16 protein-coding genes and 1 rRNA gene are annotated in these 16,582 nt (G+C 71.0%); 14 read left to right on the top strand and 3 right to left on the bottom strand.

Translation table 11 applies throughout. From position 1 onward, the window contains the following. The 9 genes from rrf to ACF1G2_RS35430 all read left to right on the top strand — a co-directional run. A 5S ribosomal RNA gene (gene rrf, locus ACF1G2_RS35470) occupies positions 1 to 91 on the top strand; the annotation flags it as partial. Between the two features lie 72 nt (positions 92 to 163). Beyond that, entirely contained in the window at positions 164 to 811 is a 648-nt protein-coding gene (locus ACF1G2_RS35465; RefSeq protein ID WP_391802279.1) for an HAD family hydrolase, read from the top strand. Between the two features lie 43 nt (positions 812 to 854). Then, on the top strand, positions 855 to 2,063 hold the full coding sequence (locus ACF1G2_RS35460; protein ID WP_391802278.1) for an MFS transporter: 1,209 nt from the start codon (positions 855 to 857) through the stop codon (positions 2,061 to 2,063). Then, a complete protein-coding gene (locus tag ACF1G2_RS35455) occupies positions 2,032 to 3,210 on the top strand; it encodes an acetoin utilization protein AcuC (protein WP_391802277.1) in 1,179 nt (392 codons plus the stop codon). The genes ACF1G2_RS35460 and ACF1G2_RS35455 overlap by 32 nt, the downstream gene beginning before the upstream one ends. Positions 3,211 to 3,341: 131 nt before the next feature. Then, positions 3,342 to 4,157, top strand: coding sequence for a phosphatase (locus ACF1G2_RS35450; RefSeq protein WP_391802276.1), 816 nt, complete (start codon positions 3,342 to 3,344; stop codon positions 4,155 to 4,157). Positions 4,158 to 4,285: 128 nt separating this feature from the next. Further along, positions 4,286 to 4,495 carry a helix-turn-helix domain-containing protein gene (locus tag ACF1G2_RS35445; protein WP_158988220.1) on the top strand — a complete coding sequence of 70 codons (210 nt, stop codon included), beginning with the start codon at positions 4,286 to 4,288 and terminating at the stop codon, positions 4,493 to 4,495. A 120-nt stretch (positions 4,496 to 4,615) separates the two neighbouring features. Then, positions 4,616 to 4,714: a 30S ribosomal protein bS22 gene (locus tag ACF1G2_RS35440; RefSeq protein WP_003948845.1), complete on the top strand. Its 99-nt coding sequence runs from the start codon at positions 4,616 to 4,618 to the stop codon at positions 4,712 to 4,714. 194 nt (positions 4,715 to 4,908) lie between these two features. Beyond that, positions 4,909 to 5,949 (top strand): NAD-dependent epimerase/dehydratase family protein, encoded by a 1,041-nt coding sequence (locus ACF1G2_RS35435; RefSeq protein ID WP_391802275.1) that lies wholly within the window; start codon positions 4,909 to 4,911, stop codon positions 5,947 to 5,949. Between the two features lie 2 nt (positions 5,950 to 5,951). Next, positions 5,952 to 7,070 (top strand): lysophospholipid acyltransferase family protein, encoded by a 1,119-nt coding sequence (locus ACF1G2_RS35430; RefSeq protein ID WP_391802274.1) that lies wholly within the window; start codon positions 5,952 to 5,954, stop codon positions 7,068 to 7,070. A gap of 65 nt (positions 7,071 to 7,135) precedes the next feature. Here ACF1G2_RS35430 and ACF1G2_RS35425 read toward each other — a convergent pair whose 3' ends face one another. From ACF1G2_RS35425 to ACF1G2_RS35415, 3 genes are all read right to left on the bottom strand, one after another. Continuing rightward, a complete protein-coding gene (locus tag ACF1G2_RS35425; protein ID WP_352187031.1) occupies positions 7,136 to 8,341 on the bottom strand; it encodes a DUF5667 domain-containing protein in 1,206 nt (401 codons plus the stop codon). Between the two features lie 342 nt (positions 8,342 to 8,683). Next, entirely contained in the window at positions 8,684 to 9,475 is a 792-nt protein-coding gene (locus tag ACF1G2_RS35420) for an ECF subfamily RNA polymerase sigma factor, BldN family (RefSeq protein WP_137988687.1), read from the bottom strand. A 489-nt stretch (positions 9,476 to 9,964) separates the two neighbouring features. Then, positions 9,965 to 10,915, bottom strand: a complete 951-nt coding sequence (locus tag ACF1G2_RS35415) for an HAD family hydrolase (RefSeq protein WP_391802273.1) — start codon at positions 10,913 to 10,915, stop codon at positions 9,965 to 9,967. A gap of 135 nt (positions 10,916 to 11,050) precedes the next feature. Between ACF1G2_RS35415 and ACF1G2_RS35410 the strand changes: the two genes are divergently transcribed. The 5 genes from ACF1G2_RS35410 to ACF1G2_RS35390 all read left to right on the top strand — a co-directional run bounded on the left by ACF1G2_RS35410 (position 11,051) and on the right by ACF1G2_RS35390 (position 16,407). Then, positions 11,051 to 11,341 carry a glutaredoxin family protein gene (locus ACF1G2_RS35410; protein ID WP_391802272.1) on the top strand — a complete coding sequence of 97 codons (291 nt, stop codon included), beginning with the start codon at positions 11,051 to 11,053 and terminating at the stop codon, positions 11,339 to 11,341. Between the two features lie 272 nt (positions 11,342 to 11,613). Next, a complete protein-coding gene (locus ACF1G2_RS35405) occupies positions 11,614 to 12,405 on the top strand; it encodes a redox-sensing transcriptional repressor Rex (protein WP_391802271.1) in 792 nt (263 codons plus the stop codon). Further along, positions 12,402 to 13,757, top strand: coding sequence for a glutamyl-tRNA reductase (locus ACF1G2_RS35400; RefSeq protein WP_391802270.1), 1,356 nt, complete (start codon positions 12,402 to 12,404; stop codon positions 13,755 to 13,757). Before ACF1G2_RS35405 ends, ACF1G2_RS35400 begins: the two co-directional genes overlap by 4 nt. After that, complete coding sequence (gene hemC, locus ACF1G2_RS35395; RefSeq protein WP_391802269.1) at positions 13,754 to 14,740, top strand: hydroxymethylbilane synthase; 987 nt, start codon at positions 13,754 to 13,756, stop codon at positions 14,738 to 14,740. Before ACF1G2_RS35400 ends, hemC begins: the two co-directional genes overlap by 4 nt. Further along, the gene (locus ACF1G2_RS35390; RefSeq protein WP_361438144.1) at positions 14,737 to 16,407 is read left to right on the top strand and encodes a uroporphyrinogen-III synthase; all 1,671 of its coding nucleotides are present in this window, start codon (positions 14,737 to 14,739) and stop codon (positions 16,405 to 16,407) included. The genes hemC and ACF1G2_RS35390 overlap by 4 nt, the downstream gene beginning before the upstream one ends. The last annotated feature ends 175 nt before the right edge of the window (positions 16,408 to 16,582 follow it).

Here is a 16,582-nt window from a genome sequence, read left to right as displayed (position 1 = left end):
GCCCGGTTACATTCCGAACCCGGAAGCTAAGCCTTTCAGCGCCGATGGTACTGCAGGGGGGACCCTGTGGGAGAGTAGGACGCCGCCGAACAATCATTGTGGGAAAGCCCCGCACCTTATGGTGCGGGGCTTTTCTGCGTTCACCCCCGATTATCGTGTGGGCATGCGCTATGAACTGATCGTCTTCGACAACGACGGTGTCCTCGTCGACAGTGAGCCCCTCGCCAACACCATCCTGGCCGGCTACCTCACCGAGCTCGGGCACCCCACCTCCTACGAGGACTCCCTGCGGGACTACATGGGCTCCGCCGTGCATCGCGTCCACGATCTGATCGGGGAGCGGACCGGCCGACGGTTGCCCGTGGACTTCGACGAGACCCTGCACGCGCGTACGTTCGCCGCCTTCGAGCGGGAGTTGGTGGCGGTCGCCGGGGTCACCGATGTGCTGAAGCAGCTCGTGGCCCGCGAGGTTCCGTACTGTCTCGCCTCCTCCGGATCCCATGAGCGGATCCGGGTGGGGCACCGGAAGACCGGGCTCGACGCATGGTTCCGGGACGAGAACATCTTCAGCGCCGAGGACGTCGGCAAGGGCAAGCCGGCACCCGATCTGTTCCTTCATGCCGCCGCTCGGATGGGGGTCGCGCCCGAGCGGTGTGTGGTCGTCGAGGACAGCCGGCTCGGGGTCCAGGCGGCGCTGGCCGCCGGGATGGACGTGTACGGGTTCGCCGCGATGACGCCCGAGGAGAGGCTCACCGGAGCCAACGGGTTCTTCCGGACCATGGCCGAGCTGCCGGCGATTTTGGGTCTGTGATCCATCTACCCATGGGTAGGCCCGGGTCCTACGCTGTGCCGCCATGACGGATGCGCGTTTGCGGCGTGGGCGGGGAGCCCTGGCGGTCAGTTTCTTCGTGCAGGGAGTGACGTTCGCGCTCCTGGTGACCCGAATACCGGCCATCCAGGACCGGTACGGCATCTCCGACGGGCTGCTCCCCGTCTTCCTGGCCGCCGTGCCGATCCTCGCCGGTGTGTCCAGCGTGGCCACCGAGAAGGTGGTGGCCCGGGTGGGGCCGGGGGTGGTGCTGCGGTGGGCGCAGCCGGTCGTCCTCCTGGCGCTGCTGGCCGTCGGCGCGGGTACGCGGCTGTGGCAGGTCGCCGTCGCCCTCGGGGTCTTCGGGCTCGCGGTCGGTGCGCTGGACGCGTCCATGAACATGCTCGGGGTGAGCCTCCAGCGGGCGTACGGGCGGTCCATCATGCTCGGGTTCCACGCCGCGTACAGCCTGGGCGGTATCGCCGGGGCCTCGCTGGCCTGGGCCGGGGCGCACTGGGATCTGCCGCTGTTCGTGTCGTACCTGCCGGTCGTCGCGTTGCTGCTGCCGGTGGCTCTCGTGGGGAGCCGCTGGTACACGCCGGGGGTGAAGCGGTCCGAGGCCGAGGAGGCCAGGGAGGCCGAGGCGCGTGGGGTCGGGGTCTCCTTCGCGCTCCTGCTGCCGCTCTGTCTCGTGATGACCTTCGCGTACATCGGGGACTCGACGGTCTCCAACTGGAGTGCCAAGTACCTCCAGGACGTGCTCGGCAGTTCGGAGGAGCTGGCGACCGTGCCGTACAACGCCTATATGGTCACCACGCTCCTGGGGCGTGCGGTGGGCGACTTCGGGGTGCGGCGGATGGGGGCAGCCACGGTCGTGCGGTGCGGCGCGGTCCTCGCCGCGCTGGGGTTCGCGCTGGTCGCGGTGGCGCCGGGGGCCTGGGTGGGGATGGCCGGGTTCACCGTCCTGGGGCTCGGGCTGAGCGTGGTCGTGCCGCAGACCTTCGCGGCCGCCGGGCGGCTCTTCCCCGAGGCGAGCGACGCGGCGGTCGCGCGGCTGAACGTCTTCAACTACGTGGGGTTCCTGATCGGCTCCCCGTTGGTGGGGGCCCTCGGGGACGCCTGGAGCTATCGGGGGGCGATGCTCGTGCCGATGGTGCTCGTCCTGGTGACGGTGGTGTACGCCACGTCGTTCGGTTCTCGAGCGGCCCGATACGGTGGCGGGCATGAGCGGCCGCGCACTGTTGATGTGGGATGAAGCTGTCACGCAGTACGACTTCGGGTCCGAGCATCCGATGGATCCGGTACGGCTCGCGCTGACCATGGGCTTGGTGCGGGCGTACGGGCTCGACCGTGCCGTGGACGTGGCGGCGGCGAGGCCGGCCGGTGACTCGACGCTGCGTCTGGTGCACCGTGAGGACTATGTGGCGGCCGTGCGGGCGGCCTCGGCCGATCCGCGCCACGCGGACCAGTCGTACGGCCTGGGGACGGTCGACGATCCGGCGTTCGCGGGGATGCACGAGGCGTCGGCGCTGATCGCCGGGCAGTCGGTCGGGGCTGCGGAGGCGGTGTGGCGCGGTGAGGCGGCGCACGCGGTGAACTTCGCGGGCGGGCTGCATCACGCGATGCCGGGTGCGGCGTCGGGGTTCTGCATCTACAACGACGCGTCTCTGGCGATCGCCCGCCTTCTGGAGCTGGGTGCGGAGCGGGTCGCGTACGTGGATGTGGACGTCCATCACGGTGACGGGGTGCAGGCGGCGTTCTGGGAGGATCCGCGGGTTCTGACGATCTCGCTGCACGAGCATCCGCGGACGCTTTTCCCGCAGACGGGGTGGCCGGAGGAGACGGGTGCGTCGGGTGCCGCCGAGGGGTCCGCGGTGAACCTGGCGCTGCCGGCGGGGACCGGGGACGCCGGGTGGCTGCGGGCGTTCCACGCGGTCGTGCCCGAGCTGATCGCCGACTTCCGGCCGCAGGTCCTGGTGACGCAGCACGGTGCCGATACGCATTTCGAGGATCCGCTGGCGCATCTGGCGGTGTCGCTGGACGCGCAGCGAGCGGTGCAGGTGGCCTGTCATGAGCTCGCGCACGCACATGTGGACGGCGGGAAGTGGGTCGCGCTGGGTGGTGGCGGCTACGCGGTGGTGGACGTCGTGCCGCGATCGTGGACGCATCTGGTGGGGATCGCCGGGCACGCGGAGATCGAGCCCGAGTCGGTGATCCCTTCCTCGTGGCGTGACCTGGTCTACGCACGGACCCGGCAGCCGGGGCCGATCCGGATGACGGACGGGCGCTGGCCGGTGGAGTGGCGGGAGTGGGAGCAGGGGTACGACCCGGCGGACCGGCTCGATCAGGCGGTCCTCGCGACGCGGCGGGCGGCGTTCCCGCTCCGGGGGCTGCTCGCGTAGCCGTATGCGTCCGCGAGGCACGCCTCGGAGACCTTTGAAGATGCCTGGGGACGGGCGGGTTGTTACGCCGACTGTGCGGTCTCCCTTGGGTTCTGGCCCCTCGTCACCTCCGCTCGGGCAGCATCGAGAGGGTGCTGAGTACCGGGGCGCTGCGGGCGCATCTGTTGGCGGCGGGGTTGGCCGGGACCGTGGCGACCTCGCGGGAGGAGAGCCTGCGGAGCTATCGGCTCTTCGCGGCTCGGGACCCGCGGGTGATGCTGGGCCTCGACCCCGAATGGGGCTGGGGCGAGGGAGACTTGCTGCGGCTGATGGCGGACAAGTGCGGGGTGTCGCGGGATCCGGCGCACCGCTCGGGGCCTGATGTCATCGATCCGGAACGGACGTTGAGCGCGCTGGACGCCTTCGCCGGGCGGCTCGGCGAGGCGGCCGGCCGACGCGCTCCGGTGCTGTTCGGGACCGGTCATCCGCATCGCTTGCTCGGCTTCTACGGAGAGCTCGCAGACGCTTTGTCGGCGGCGGGATGTCTTGTTCTCACACCCGCGCAGGGGCGATGTGTCGACATAACGACCCGGTTCGGTCTACGCACGTACGTCCTCGACTACGCGCGAGGTGTCGCGCTGGTGCGAGAACCGGGTCTGCCGGGAACCGGGCGTGAGACGGGGGCGCACACCCACTCGCCGCTGCCGGTCAGGGCCGCTCTGGAGGGGGTGGTGGAAGAAGGATGGCCGCTTCCGGAACTCGTCGTGGGGGACCACGGGTGGGTCTGCGGTGCAGGTCAGCTGGGTATCGAGGCCATGGGGCTGGCCGATACGGACGATCCCGCGCTGTTCGTCGGAGAGGCGGAGGGCCAGGTCTCCGTAGCAGTTCCGCTCGATGACGGGGTCCGGTCCGATTACTACCGCCCGCTTACTCGCTATGTACTCAATCGAGCGTGTCTGTCACGGTAAACGGCCGATGGCTGCTCCTCTTCCCCACTCGTACCACACGCCCCTAGTCTGGAGCGTGAGCGCACAGCGACGCAGGGTCACCGGAGGGGAAGCCGGTGGGCGTCGTGTGCGGAAGGTACAGGTGGGTCATGGCTGCTGGCGATCGGCCTCTGAACGAGGTCAAGTTTCTTACCGTGGCGGAAGTCGCCTCGGTGATGCGAGTGTCGAAGATGACCGTGTACCGCTTGGTGCACAGCGGTCATCTGCCGGCGATCCGGGTGGGCAGGTCCTTCCGGGTCCCGGAACAGGCGGTTCACGAGTACCTCAGGGAGTCCTTCGTGGGGGTGGAGACGGCCTAGCCGAGGGCCCCGTACCCCTCGGATTACAACTGCGGCGCTCTGGCCGGTAGGCTAGGCCGACGTAGGTCGTGTGGGCCCAGACGCCCCGCACCGAGTGAGAAGAAGTGAGCGAGGGTAGTCGTGGGCTCTGTTATCAAGAAGCGGCGCAAGCGGATGGCCAAGAAGAAGCACCGCAAGCTGCTCAAGCGCACCCGTGTTCAGCGTCGCAACAAGAAGTAAGCGACGGCTGTAACGACGGCTGTTTGTGCGTCGAAGCGTGGCCCTTCACCGAAATCGGTGAGGGGCCACGTTTTTTTCGGCCGGTTCCACCCGGTTGCCCACGGCGGTCATCGCGGCGCAACAACGAGGCGCTACGGTGGCGCACAGGGCCCTGCGGGAGAACCCGGGGCCGAGAGCGACGGAAGGCGCTGATCTTGGGCAAGGTCGTGCTCGTCACCGGTGCGGCCCGGCACCTCGGAGGCCGATTCGTACGGCGTCTCCAACGGGACCCCGAAGTGGACAGAGTGGTCGCCGTGGACGCCGTTCCACCGGCACACGACCTGGGCGGAGCCGGTTTCGTACGGGCGGACATCCGCCAGCCCGCCATCGCCAAGGTACTCGCGGAGCACGAGGTGGACACGGTCGTCCACATGGACGTCACCGGTATCGCGCTGGGCGCCGGCGGCCGTGCGTCCACCAAGGAGACCAACGTCATCGGCACCATGCAGCTGCTGGGTGCCTGCCAGAAGTCGCCGAGGATCCGGCGCCTCGTGATCAAGTCCAGTACGAGCGTCTACGGCTCCGCGCCCCGCGACCCGGCCGTCTTCACCGAGACGACGCCGCCCAAGTCCCTGGCGAGCGGTGGCTTCGCCAAGGACGCTGTCGAGGTCGAGGGGTACGTACGGGGCTTCGCGCGGCGCCGCCCGGACGTGGCCGTCTGTGTCCTGCGGTTCGCGAACATCCTCGGGCCGCGGGCGGACTCCCCGCTCGCGGAGTATCTGTCCCTGCCGGTCATGCCGACCGTCTTCGGCTACGACCCGAGACTGCAGTTCGTCCACGAGGACGACGTCGTCGACGTCCTGGAGCTCGCCTCGGGCGAGCCGCGCCGGGCGACGCTGAACAGCGGCACGTTCAACGTGGCCGGTGACGGTGTGCTGCTGCTGTCGCAGTGCGCGCGGCGGCTGGGGCGCCCGACGGTGCCCGTGCTGCTGCCCGCGGTCACCTGGGTGGGCTCGGCGCTGCGGACGGTCGGGGTGACCGACTTCTCGCCCGAACAGATCCGGCTCCTCACCCACGGCCGGGTGGTCTCCACCGTTCAGATGCGCGAGACCCTCGGTTTCACCCCTCGGTTCACGACGGCCGAGACCTTCGCGGACTTCGTCCGCAGCCGAGGACCGGGGCTGCTGCCGCCGGAGACGCTCGCGGGGGCCGTGGACCGGGTCGCGGCCCGGCTGGATCAGAAGGAGCCCAGGTAACGATGGCGGACGCCAAGGTCATTCCCTTCGACGACGACCGTTCACGGGCGCGCCGGCGGCCCGGCAGGGCGGCCAGGGACGCCGCCGTACGGGCTCTGCCGGGGCAGCAGGGGCCCGAGGACGTTCCGGGCCCCGCCGTGCCGGTGGAGGCCGCGAAGACCCCGAGGACCGTGGAGACCGCGACGACCCCGAGAGCCGTGGAGGCCGTGGAGGCTTCCGGCGGCGGCCCGGACGGCGCCGCGGACCGGTCGGAGGGCGCCTCGGGTGCGGAGGGGCGTCGGAGCGGGTGGGAGCGCAGGCTCGCGGGTGGGCTGTCGTTCCTGCGGCGGCGCGTGACCGGTGAGTACGAGGTCGACGAGTTCGGTTACGACAAGGAGCTCACCGACCAGGTCCTGATGTCGCTGGTGCGGCCGCTCGCGGAGAAGTACTTCCGTGTGGACGTGAAGGGCGTGGAGAACATCCCCGCCGAGGGTGGCGCCCTGGTGGTGGCGAACCACTCGGGGACGCTGCCGCTGGACGGTCTGATGATGCAGGTCGCCGTCCACGACCATCACCCGGCGGGCCGTCATCTGCGGCTGCTCGCGGCGGACCTGGTCTTCATGCTGCCGGTGATAAACGAGCTCGCCCGTAAGGCCGGGCACACGCTGGCGTGCGCGGAGGACGCGGAGCGGCTGCTGCGGTCCGGCGAGATCGTGGGTGTGATGCCGGAGGGGTTCAAGGGCATCGGGAAGCCGTTCAGCGAGCGGTACAAACTGCAGCGCTTCGGCCGGGGCGGGTTCGTGTCGACGGCGCTGCAGGCAGGTGTGCCGATCGTGCCGTGTTCCATCGTGGGGGCGGAGGAGATCTATCCGATGCTCGGCAACGCGAAGACGCTGGCGCGGGTGCTGGGCTTCCCGTACTTCCCGATCACACCGACGTTCCCCTGGCTGGGACCGCTGGGCGCGGTGCCGCTGCCGACGAAGTGGACCATCCAGTTCGGTGAGCCGATCCCGACGGACGGCTATCCGCCGGAGGCGGCGGAGGACCCGATGCTGATGTTCAACCTGACGGACCAGGTCCGCGAGCAGATCCAGCACACGTTGTACAAGCTGCTGGTGCAGCGCAGGTCCGTGTTCTTCTGATCTGCCGGCCGTACGTGTGTGGGGCGCCTCCTCCGGAGAGGGGGCGCCCCACACACGTATCGGCGCTAGGGGGCGTCCTCGCTGTCGATGCCGAGACCGGGGAGCAGGCCCGGCAGCAGCGGCGGCAGCGTGACATCCGGCATGTCGGGTGTCGTGTGGCTGCCGGACGGCGTCGGGAGTGTCCCCGTCGGCGGGTTGTCGAGCAGGCCGCCCGTGTTCCCGCCGAGCAGGCCGTCGTCCTGTGGGGAGCCCGTGCCCGATCCGGAGCCCGAGGGCTGCGGCCGGGTGGAGCCCTCGCCGCCCGTGGAGGGGGCGGCCGGGGAGGACGGCGGGCGCTGGGTGTGCGTACGCGGGGTGTCCTGCGGGGTGCCGGCGCCGCCGCTCTCGACGGCTCCCTTCTCCGGCGTGCGGGGGAGCATGCTCTGGAGCGGCTCGACCTCTTCGTCTATGGCGACGAAGACGTCGTTCACCTCCTTGCCGACGTCGCTGAGCTGGACGGGAAGCCGGTCGCGCAGGCCGTTCCAGGTGGAGCGGTGGGCTTGGGCGAAGGAGTTCAGCCGGGCCATCGGCCCGATCTCGCCGTCCCGTTCGTACGCCTGGCGCAGCAGTCGGTGGCCCTCGGAGGCGTCGTGCTTCATGCCGCCGAGGACGCGGCGGATCTCGCTGAGCGACTCGTGGTCGAGGTCGCCCGCGCGTCCTCGCTCCATGAGCCTGCGCGCTTCGCTGAGCCGCGTCGACGCCTGGTCCAGGAAGATCCCGCCCCGCTCGGAGTCGTCGTCGGCCATGCCGCGCTTGATGTCCTCCATCCCGCGCTTCAGCCCGTAGAGCGAGTCACCGGGGAGGGCGTCGGAGCTGGCAGCGGCCACACCGCTGAACGCTCCCGCGGCCACACCGACCGTGAGACCGCCTGCGGCGATGCCCTTCGACCAGCGGGAGCGGGGGCGCAGTTTCCGGAGCGGGGAGGCCCGGTGGGCTCCCCGCCCGCTCGACGTCCGTTGCTCCGGCACCGTAGGGCCCGCGGCTGCGCTCCCCTCCGCGAGCATCGCTTCCATGGCGGCGACGAGCTGCGCTCGTTGCACCACCTTGACCTCGGGGTCCATCTCCGGTCTCGGCAGCTCGCCGAGACCGTTCGCCAGGGCCAACAGCCGCCCCTGCTCCGCCGGTTCGGCCGACGCCTCGGGCTGCTCGGCCGTCGCGTCGTCGGGCGTCCGGTCATCCAGGGCCTGGGCGAAGGCGTTCGCCCGCCGGTGCGCCGATACGTTCGCGATCACTGGCGGCACCTCCTCTCGTCATGACGGTCGACTCCCCGGGGTGTCCGGAAGGTTGCACGCCTTGAACACATCCACACGAAAGAGTGAGTGGCTGCGGGCATGGCGTGACCACAGGGAGCCTGCATTCCGCACAACGAGCGGCGCGGCACTTGGGTTACGCGCGAAAGATGATCGGACCAGTGCGTCATCGAGGCGTCACCGACTGTGAGTTGGACGGGGGTCGGGGGACGTGGGGGAAGTGGGGGACATGGGGGTGGGGACGTGTGGGGGCGGAGCCGGGGGTGAGTCGTTGCGCGGGCGCGGGCGCGGCGGGCGGGGGCGCGTGTGGGGGGCGTGCAGCGGTCAGCGGGCGTCGTCCGGGAGGAGACGCGCGAGGGTGCGCACGGCCCGGTACTGGAGGGTCTTGATCGCGCCCTCGTTCTTGCCCATGACCCGAGCCGTCTCTGCGACCGACAGGCCCTGCAGGAAGCGCAGGGTCACGCACTCCTGCTGCTGGGGGTTGAGTCTGCGGACGGCGTCGAGCAGCGCGGCGTTGGAGAGGGACTCCAGGACGGAGTCCTCGGGGCTGCGCTCGACCTCGTTGGCGTCGAGCATCTCGCCGGTGGTCACCTCCAGCCGGAAGCGGCTGGACTTGAAGTGGTCGGCGACCAGGTTGCGGGCGATGGTGACCAGCCAGGCCCCGAAGTCGCGGCCCTGCCAGGTGAAGGTGGAGATCCGGCGCAGGGCGCGCAGGAACGTCTCGCTGGTGAGGTCCTCCGCCGTCGCCTTCCCGCCGACGCGGTAGTAGATGTAGCGGTAGACGGTGTCGCTGTACTGGTCGTACAGGCGGCCGAAGGCCTCGGCCTCGCCGGCCTGGGCGCGCTCCACCAGGTCCATCATGCGGGCGCTGTCGCTGTCGGCGGTGGGGCGGCGGGCGGCGGTCGAGGTTCCGGTGCCGCCGCGGCTGCCCCGTCTGCCGACAGCGGCACCGCTCTCGGCGAGGGCATAGCAGGGACCGGCGGGTGCCGGTGCGGCGAAGGCAAAGGCGGGGACAGGGCCGGCGTACGCGGTGGGGACGAAGCCGCGCAAGTGGTCGAGGACCGTTGCGCGCAGCGTAGCCAGGCCCGAGGCGTCAACCCCGACGTGTGGGTACACGGGACTCCCAGAGGCAGAGCTTCCATCACGTGCAGTGCGGGACCGTTCACTCGTCGTGGCGACGTGTGGGTTCCGTTGTGCGTCTGAGGAGAATAACGCTTCGTACAGGCAGCGCTACACCCAGTTGCTCAAATCATCGATTCCGTCGCATCCGTTACTACTTGCGGACGGGATTCTTAGCACTTGGTGACCGGTTGTTGATCAGTTGGCTTCCGAGTGTGACTGCGTGCACGCTCTGTTGTGGTCGAGTGCTAGGGCCGTGAGTGATCTGGGCCGCTGCTGGGTAGGGAGCCGCGAATGCCCCTGAGTCGACCTGCGCGGCGGTGTTCGACCACGTAAGGGTGAGGGCGACGGATCCCGCGTTGTCGCAGACGATCGCAGCCGAAACGTATCGGCAGGGGACGGCGTGCGGCCGGTGCCCGCGTGCCGCGGCAGTGTGTTCGGTGGTGCCCGGTGTGTCGCGCGTGGCGACCGGTGCGGGGCGCCGGGTCAGCGGCGGCGGCGGTGCAGGGCCACGGCGGCGGCCGTGCCGCCCGCGAGCGCGCCGACCCCGGCCGCGGCGGGGATGCCGACCTTGGCGGCCTTGCGGCCCGTCCGGTAGTCGCGCAGCCGCCAGTCACGGGCCTTCGCGTGCTTGCGCAGCTTGGTGTCCGGGTTGATGGCGTAGGGGTGGCCGACCAGCGAGAGCATCGGGATGTCGTTGTGCGAGTCGCTGTACGCCGCGCAGCGGTTCAGGTCCAGGCCCTCGGCCGAGGCCAGGGCGCGCACCGCCTCCGCCTTGGCGGGCCCGTGCAGGGGCTCCCCGACGAGCTTTCCGGTGTAGACGCCGTCGACGGACTCGGCGACCGTGCCGAGCGCGCCGGTGAGGCCGAGGCGCCGGGCGATGATCGTGGCGGTCTCGACGGGCGCGGCGGTGACGAGCCAGACCTTCTGCCCGGCGTCGAGGTGGGCCTGGGCGAGGGCGCGCGTGCCGGGCCAGATGCGGTCGGCCATGTACTCGTCGTAGATCTCCTCGCCGATGGACATCAGCTCGGAGACGCGGTGGCCCTTGACGATGGACAGCGCGCTGTCGCGGGCGTCCTGCATGTGCTCGGGGTCCTCGACGCCGGCGAGCCGGAACCAGGCCTGCTGCCAGGCGAAGCGGGCCAGTTCGCGGCGCTGGAAGAACTTCCGCTTGTACAGGCCGCGGCCGAAGTGGAAGATCGCGGCGCCCTGCATCACGGTGTTGTCGAGGTCGAAGAAGGCGGCGGCCTCGGCGTCGCCCACGACGGGGAACTCGGGCTCGGCAGGCTGCTCGGGCGCGGCGCGCGCCGCCGTCTCCCGTTCCAGTTCGAGCTGTTGCGAGGTCTTGCGCGCCGCCTCGGCGGCGGCCTCGCCTGCCAGAACGCTGCGCGCGGTGGCGGAGCGCCTACGGGGGGTGAGCCATCCCATTGCGGCCATGTCGTGAGCATAGCCAGTCTGTTCGGTGGTTCCCGACGCGTCGGGATGCGGCGGCGTGAACACTCCGCGACTCTCCTGTTAAGCGGACATCGGGGGCAAGCTGGAGACAGGGGGCACGGCACGGCGCGGCGCAGAATGGACGGCATGTTTGGACGAGCGAAGAAGAACACCTCCGCCGCTCCCGCCGCCGCGCGGACGGTGACGCTGATCGGCAAGCCGGGCTGTCATCTCTGCGACGATGCCCGTGCCGTGATCGAGGCGGTCTGCGCCGAGACCGGAGCGAGCTGGGAGGAGAAGGACATCACCCAGGACGAGGAGCTCCACCGGGCGTACTGGGAGCAGATTCCGGTGGTCCTGGTCGACGGCGAGCAGCACACGTTCTGGCGTGTGGACGCCGGGCGGCTCAGGCGTGAACTGGGTGGCTGACGCGAAGACGGTTACCATCGTGGACGTTTTGTTGGGTTTCGGGGGCATGATCGTGAGGAGAGTGTGCGGTTTTGCCCCCTTCGGTTTCCCAACGGCTTGAGGCGCTCCGCGGTTCCGTCCTGGCGCGAACCGGTCGCGTGACCCCGGTCACTTTGGCCGGACAAAACGGACACCATCTTTGTGCACGCGTTCACAAAGACATAGCCTGCATTCGACGGGGCGGTCTTGGGACACACGGCCGCCTGCAGCCCCGCTCATCCCGCAGGAGCACCGTGGCAACTGGCCGAACTCACCGACCGGCGACCCGTAGCCGAGGAATTCCCGAGGCCACCGTCGCCCGGCTTCCGCTGTATCTGCGTGCGCTCACCGCACTGTCGGAGCGCTCCGTACCCACGGTCTCCTCCGAGGAGCTCGCGGCGGCCGCGGGCGTCAACTCCGCGAAGCTGCGCAAGGATTTCAGCTACCTCGGTTCCTACGGCACGCGGGGCGTCGGCTACGACGTCGAGTACCTCGTCTACCAGATCTCCCGTGAGCTCGGCCTGACGCAGGACTGGCCCGTCGTCATCGTCGGTATCGGTAACCTCGGCGCCGCGCTCGCCGGCTACGGCGGCTTCGCCTCCCGTGGCTTCCGGGTCGCCGCGCTCATCGACGCCGACCCCGCCATGACCGGCAAGCCGGTCGCCGGGATCCCCGTCCAGCACAGCGACGACCTCGAGAAGATCATCGAGGAGGACGGCGTCTCGATCGGCGTCATCGCGACCCCCGCCGGCGTCGCCCAGCAGGTCTGCGACCGGCTCGTGGCAGCAGGCGTGACCTCGATCCTGAACTTCGCCCCGACCGTGCTCTCCGTGCCCGACGGCGTGGACGTGCGCAAGGTCGACCTCTCCATCGAGCTGCAGATCCTCGCCTTCCACGAGCAGCGCAAGGCGGGCGAGGAGGCGGAGACCGAGGCCACCGCCGTACCGGCGCCGCCCGTGCCGCTCGGCCCGACGGGCGAGACCCCGGCCAAGGGCACCGGCCGCAAGGGACCCGACGGGGACGTCCCCGCCGTGATGCCGGCATGAGTCTCCTCGTCGTCGGCCTCAGCCACCGCAGCGCTCCGGTCAGCGTCCTGGAGCGGGCCTCGCTCGCCCCGGACACCCAGGCCAAGCTGCTGCAGGACACCCTCGCCGCCGAACCGGCCGCCGAGGGCGCGGTCCTGGCCACCTGCAACCGGATCGAGCTCTACGCCGACGTGGACAAGTTCCACGCCGGTGTCGCCGAGCTGTCCACGCTCCTCGCCCAGCACAGCGGCGTCGGGCTGGAGGAGCTCACCCCCTATCTCTACGTGCACTACGAGGACCGGGCCGTCCACCACCTCTTCTCGGTGGCCTGCGGGCTCGACTCCATGGTCGTCGGCGAGGGTCAGATCCTCGGCCAGATCAAGGACGCCCTCGCGCTCGGCCAGGACCTGCACACCGCCGGCCGCCTCCTCAACGACCTGTTCCAGCAGGCGCTGCGGGTCGGCAAGCGCGCCCACAGCGAGACCGGGATCGACCGGGCCGGGCAGTCGCTCGTCACGTTCGGCATGGAGCAGCTCGCGGAGGGTGCGGACGCCGACGCCTGGGTCGCGGGCAAGCGGGCCCTGGTGATCGGCGCCGGCTCGATGTCCTCGCTGGCCGCCGCCACCCTGGCGCGCTCCGGCGTCGCCGAGATCGTGATCGCCAACCGTACGGCCGCGCGCGCGGAGCGGCTGGTGCAGATCCTCACCGAGCCCGGCGGTACGGGCGTGGCCGCACGCGCGGTCGAGATGGTTGCCGTCGGCGACGAACTGACACGTGCCGACATCGTCGTCTCCTGCACCGGAGCCACCGGACTCGTCCTGACCGGTGAGGCCGTCGAGACCGCGATGGCGGGCCGTACGGCCCCGCTCGCCCTGCTCGACCTCGCCATGCCGCGCGACATCGACGCCGCCGCCCACCGCACGCCGGGCGTCCGGCTCGTCGACATCGAGTCGCTCGCCGAGGCCTCCGCCGACGCCCCCATGGCCGCCGACGTCGACCAGGTGCGCTCCATCGTCTCCGACGAGGTGGCCGCCTTCGGCGCCGCCCAGCGCGCCGCGCACATCACCCCGACCGTGGTCGCCCTGCGCACCATGGCCGCCGACGTCGTCGCGGGCGAGGTGGCACGGCTGGAGGGCCGGCTGCCCGGCCTCGACGACAAGCAGCGCGCCGAGATCACCCAGACCGTGCGCCGGGTGGTCGACAAGCTCCTGCACGCGCCCACCGTGCGGGTCAAGCAGCTGGCCAGCGAGCCCGGCGGCGCCGGGTACGCCGACGCGCTGCGGACACTCTTCGACCTCGACCCGGAGACGGTCGCCTCCGTCTCCCGGGCCGACCTGAATGACGCCGACGTCAAGAACCGAGGGCGAGTATGACCGAGAGGGCACTGAGGCTCGGGACCAGGCGCAGCAAGCTCGCCATGGCCCAGTCCGGGCATGTGGCCGACGCCGTCCGGCGGACGACCGGCCGGCCCGTCGAGCTCGTGGAGATCACGACGTACGGGGACGTCTCCCGTGAGCACCTCGCGCAGATCGGCGGCACCGGCGTGTTCGTCGCCGCTCTGCGCGACGCGCTCCTGGCCGGCGAGGTGGACTTCGCCGTCCACTCCCTGAAGGACCTGCCGACCGCGCAGCACCCCGACCTCGTGCTGGCCGCCATCCCGGAGCGCGAGGACCCGCGTGACGTGCTGGTCGCCCGCGAGGGAGTGACGCTGGACCGGCTGCCCCAGGGCGCCCGGATCGGCACCGGCTCGCCGCGTCGCGCCGCCCAGCTCAACGCGTACGCGCGCAGCCACGGGCTGGCCATCGAGACCGTGCCGATCCGCGGGAACATCGACACCCGCGTCGGATACGTACGTGGCGGAGAGCTGGACGCGGTGGTTCTCGCCGCGGCCGGCCTCAACCGCATCGGCGGGACGGCGGAGCTCACCGGCTCCCTGTCGCTCGACCACCTGTCGGTCGACTCCGTCCTGCCCGCCCCCGGCCAGGGGGCACTGGCGATCGAGTGCCTGGCGTCCGACGCCGACCTCGTCGCCGCGCTCGCCGCGCACGACGACCCGCACACCCGGGCCGCCGTGACCGCCGAGCGCTCCCTGCTCGCCGCCCTGGAGGCCGGCTGCTCCGCACCCGTGGGTGCGCTGGCCGACCTGCTGGCCGAGGATTCCGGCCGCGGGCAGATTGTCACCGAAATGCGCCTGCGCGGCGTCGTCGGCACCACCGACGGCTCGACGCTGGTGCAGCTGTCCACCACCGGTCCCGTACCCGCGTCGCACGACGAGGCGATGGCGCTCGGACGCGAACTCGCGGACGAGATGCTCGCCAAGGGTGCGGCCGGTCTTATGGGGGAGCGAGCACTTTGAGCCCCACCAGCCCGACCACCAGCCCCGCGCCCTCGGCCTTCTTCGGCCACGGGAGCGTCACCTTCCTCGGCGCCGGTCCAGGCGACCCCGGACTGCTGACACTCCGGGCCGTCGAAGCCCTCGCCGGCGCGGACGTACTGATCGCCGAGCCGGAGGTGCTCGAAGTCGTCCGGTGCCATGCGCGCGCGGGCGTGAGCACGCCTGAGCTGACGATTGTTGACGAGGCGTCAACAACCGCCGGTGTCCCCGTGTTGAGGGATGCCACCAATCTTGTCATGGAGGCCGCACGCGGCGGCAAGCGGGTCGTCCGTGCGGTGACCGGCGACCCCGGCCTCGACGGAAACGCAGGTCAGGAGATGCTCGCCTGCGCCGCCGAGGGCATCCCCTTCGAGGTCGTGCCCGGTGTCGCCACGGCGGTGGGCGTACCCGCGTACGCCGGTGTCCCGCTGCGCGACGCGCAGGGCACCGATGTGCGCTTCGTCGACGCCCGGACCGCCGACGACCGCTGCTGGACCGAGGTCGGAGCGTCGGACGGCACCGTGGTCGTGTCCACCTCGCTGGACGCGGTGGCGGCGGCGGCCGGTGAGCTGGTGGCGGCTGGCCGTAAGCCGGACACCCCGCTCACCGTGACCATCGGCGGCACGACGACCCGGCAGCGGACCTGGACCGCGACGCTCGGCACGATCGCGCAGGTCTTCAAGCAGGGGAAGATCCTCCCCTCGCCCGAGGGCCACCGGCCGGTCATAGCCGTGGTCGGCGAGCGCAGCGCCCCGGCGCAGCGGGACCAGCTGGCGTGGTTCGAGTCCAAGCCGCTCTTCGGCTGGCGGGTCCTCGTGCCGCGCACCAAGGAGCAGGCCGCGTCGCTCTCCGACCAGCTGCGTTCGTACGGTGCGGTGCCGCACGAGGTGCCGACCATCGCCGTCGAGCCGCCGCGGACCCCGCAGCAGATGGAGCGGGCCGTCAAGGGCCTGGTGACCGGACGCTACGAGTGGATCGCCTTCACGTCGGTCAACGCGGTGAAGGCGGTGCGGGAGAAGTTCGAGGAGTACGGGCTCGACGCGCGTGCCTTCGCCGGGATCAAGGTCGCGGCGGTGGGCGAGCAGACCGCCGCGGCGCTCGTCGACTTCGGTGTGAAGCCGGACCTGGTGCCGAGCGGTGAGCAGAGCGCCGCCGGGCTCCTGGAGGACTGGCCGCCGTACGACCCGGTCTTCGACCCGATCGACCGCGTCTTCCTGCCGCGGGCGGACATCGCGACGGAGACCCTGGTCGCGGGTCTGATCGAGCTCGGGTGGGAGGTCGACGACGTCACCGCCTACCGGACAGTGCGCGCGTCGCCGCCGCCGGCGGACACGCGTGAGGCGATCAAGGGCGGTGGCTTCGACGCCGTGCTGTTCACCTCGTCCTCGACCGTGCGGAACCTGGTGGGGATCGCCGGGAAGCCGCACAACGTGACGGTCATCGCCTGTATCGGTCCGGCGACCGCGAAGACCGCGGAGGAGCACGGGCTGCGGGTGGACGTGCTCTCGCCCGAGCCGTCGGTGCACAAGCTCGCGGAGGCGCTGGCGGACTTCGGTCTGCGGCGGCGGGCGGCGGCGCTGGAGGCGGGGGACCCGGTGACGCGGCCCTCGGAGCGTCGGCCGGGCGCGCGGAGGCGTCGGACGACGTAGTCGTCGTCGCGTTGTGCACGGGGTGCGGGGCCTTGTCCGGGTCCCGCACCCCGGTGCGTTGTCGGGGCCTCGGGCAGGCGCGGGGATCGCGGGTGGGCACGGCGGAACGATTGCTCACCACGCGGTGGCGGGGTGTATGCCCACAGGCGGTCGGTAAGTGCATCGGTTCAGTCGG

It is taken from the genome of Streptomyces sp. NPDC013457 (assembly GCF_043089925.1).
Lineage (GTDB): Bacteria > Actinomycetota > Actinomycetes > Streptomycetales > Streptomycetaceae > Streptomyces.
This window is presented reverse-complemented; position numbering and strand designations above follow the sequence as displayed.

Coding starts and splice junctions, on each gene's coding strand:
- ACF1G2_RS35415 (WP_391802273.1), bottom strand. CDS start 10,915: ATGGCCGCAATGGGATGGCTCACCCCCCGTAGGCGCTCCGCCACCGCG.
- ACF1G2_RS35460 (WP_391802278.1), top strand. CDS start 855: ATGACGGATGCGCGTTTGCGGCGTGGGCGGGGAGCCCTGGCGGTCAGT.
- ACF1G2_RS35445 (WP_158988220.1), top strand. CDS start 4,286: ATGGCTGCTGGCGATCGGCCTCTGAACGAGGTCAAGTTTCTTACCGTG.
- ACF1G2_RS35465 (WP_391802279.1), top strand. CDS start 164: ATGCGCTATGAACTGATCGTCTTCGACAACGACGGTGTCCTCGTCGAC.
- ACF1G2_RS35400 (WP_391802270.1), top strand. CDS start 12,402: ATGAGTCTCCTCGTCGTCGGCCTCAGCCACCGCAGCGCTCCGGTCAGC.
- ACF1G2_RS35430 (WP_391802274.1), top strand. CDS start 5,952: ATGGCGGACGCCAAGGTCATTCCCTTCGACGACGACCGTTCACGGGCG.
- hemC (WP_391802269.1), top strand. CDS start 13,754: ATGACCGAGAGGGCACTGAGGCTCGGGACCAGGCGCAGCAAGCTCGCC.
- ACF1G2_RS35410 (WP_391802272.1), top strand. CDS start 11,051: ATGGACGGCATGTTTGGACGAGCGAAGAAGAACACCTCCGCCGCTCCC.
- ACF1G2_RS35455 (WP_391802277.1), top strand. CDS start 2,032: ATGAGCGGCCGCGCACTGTTGATGTGGGATGAAGCTGTCACGCAGTAC.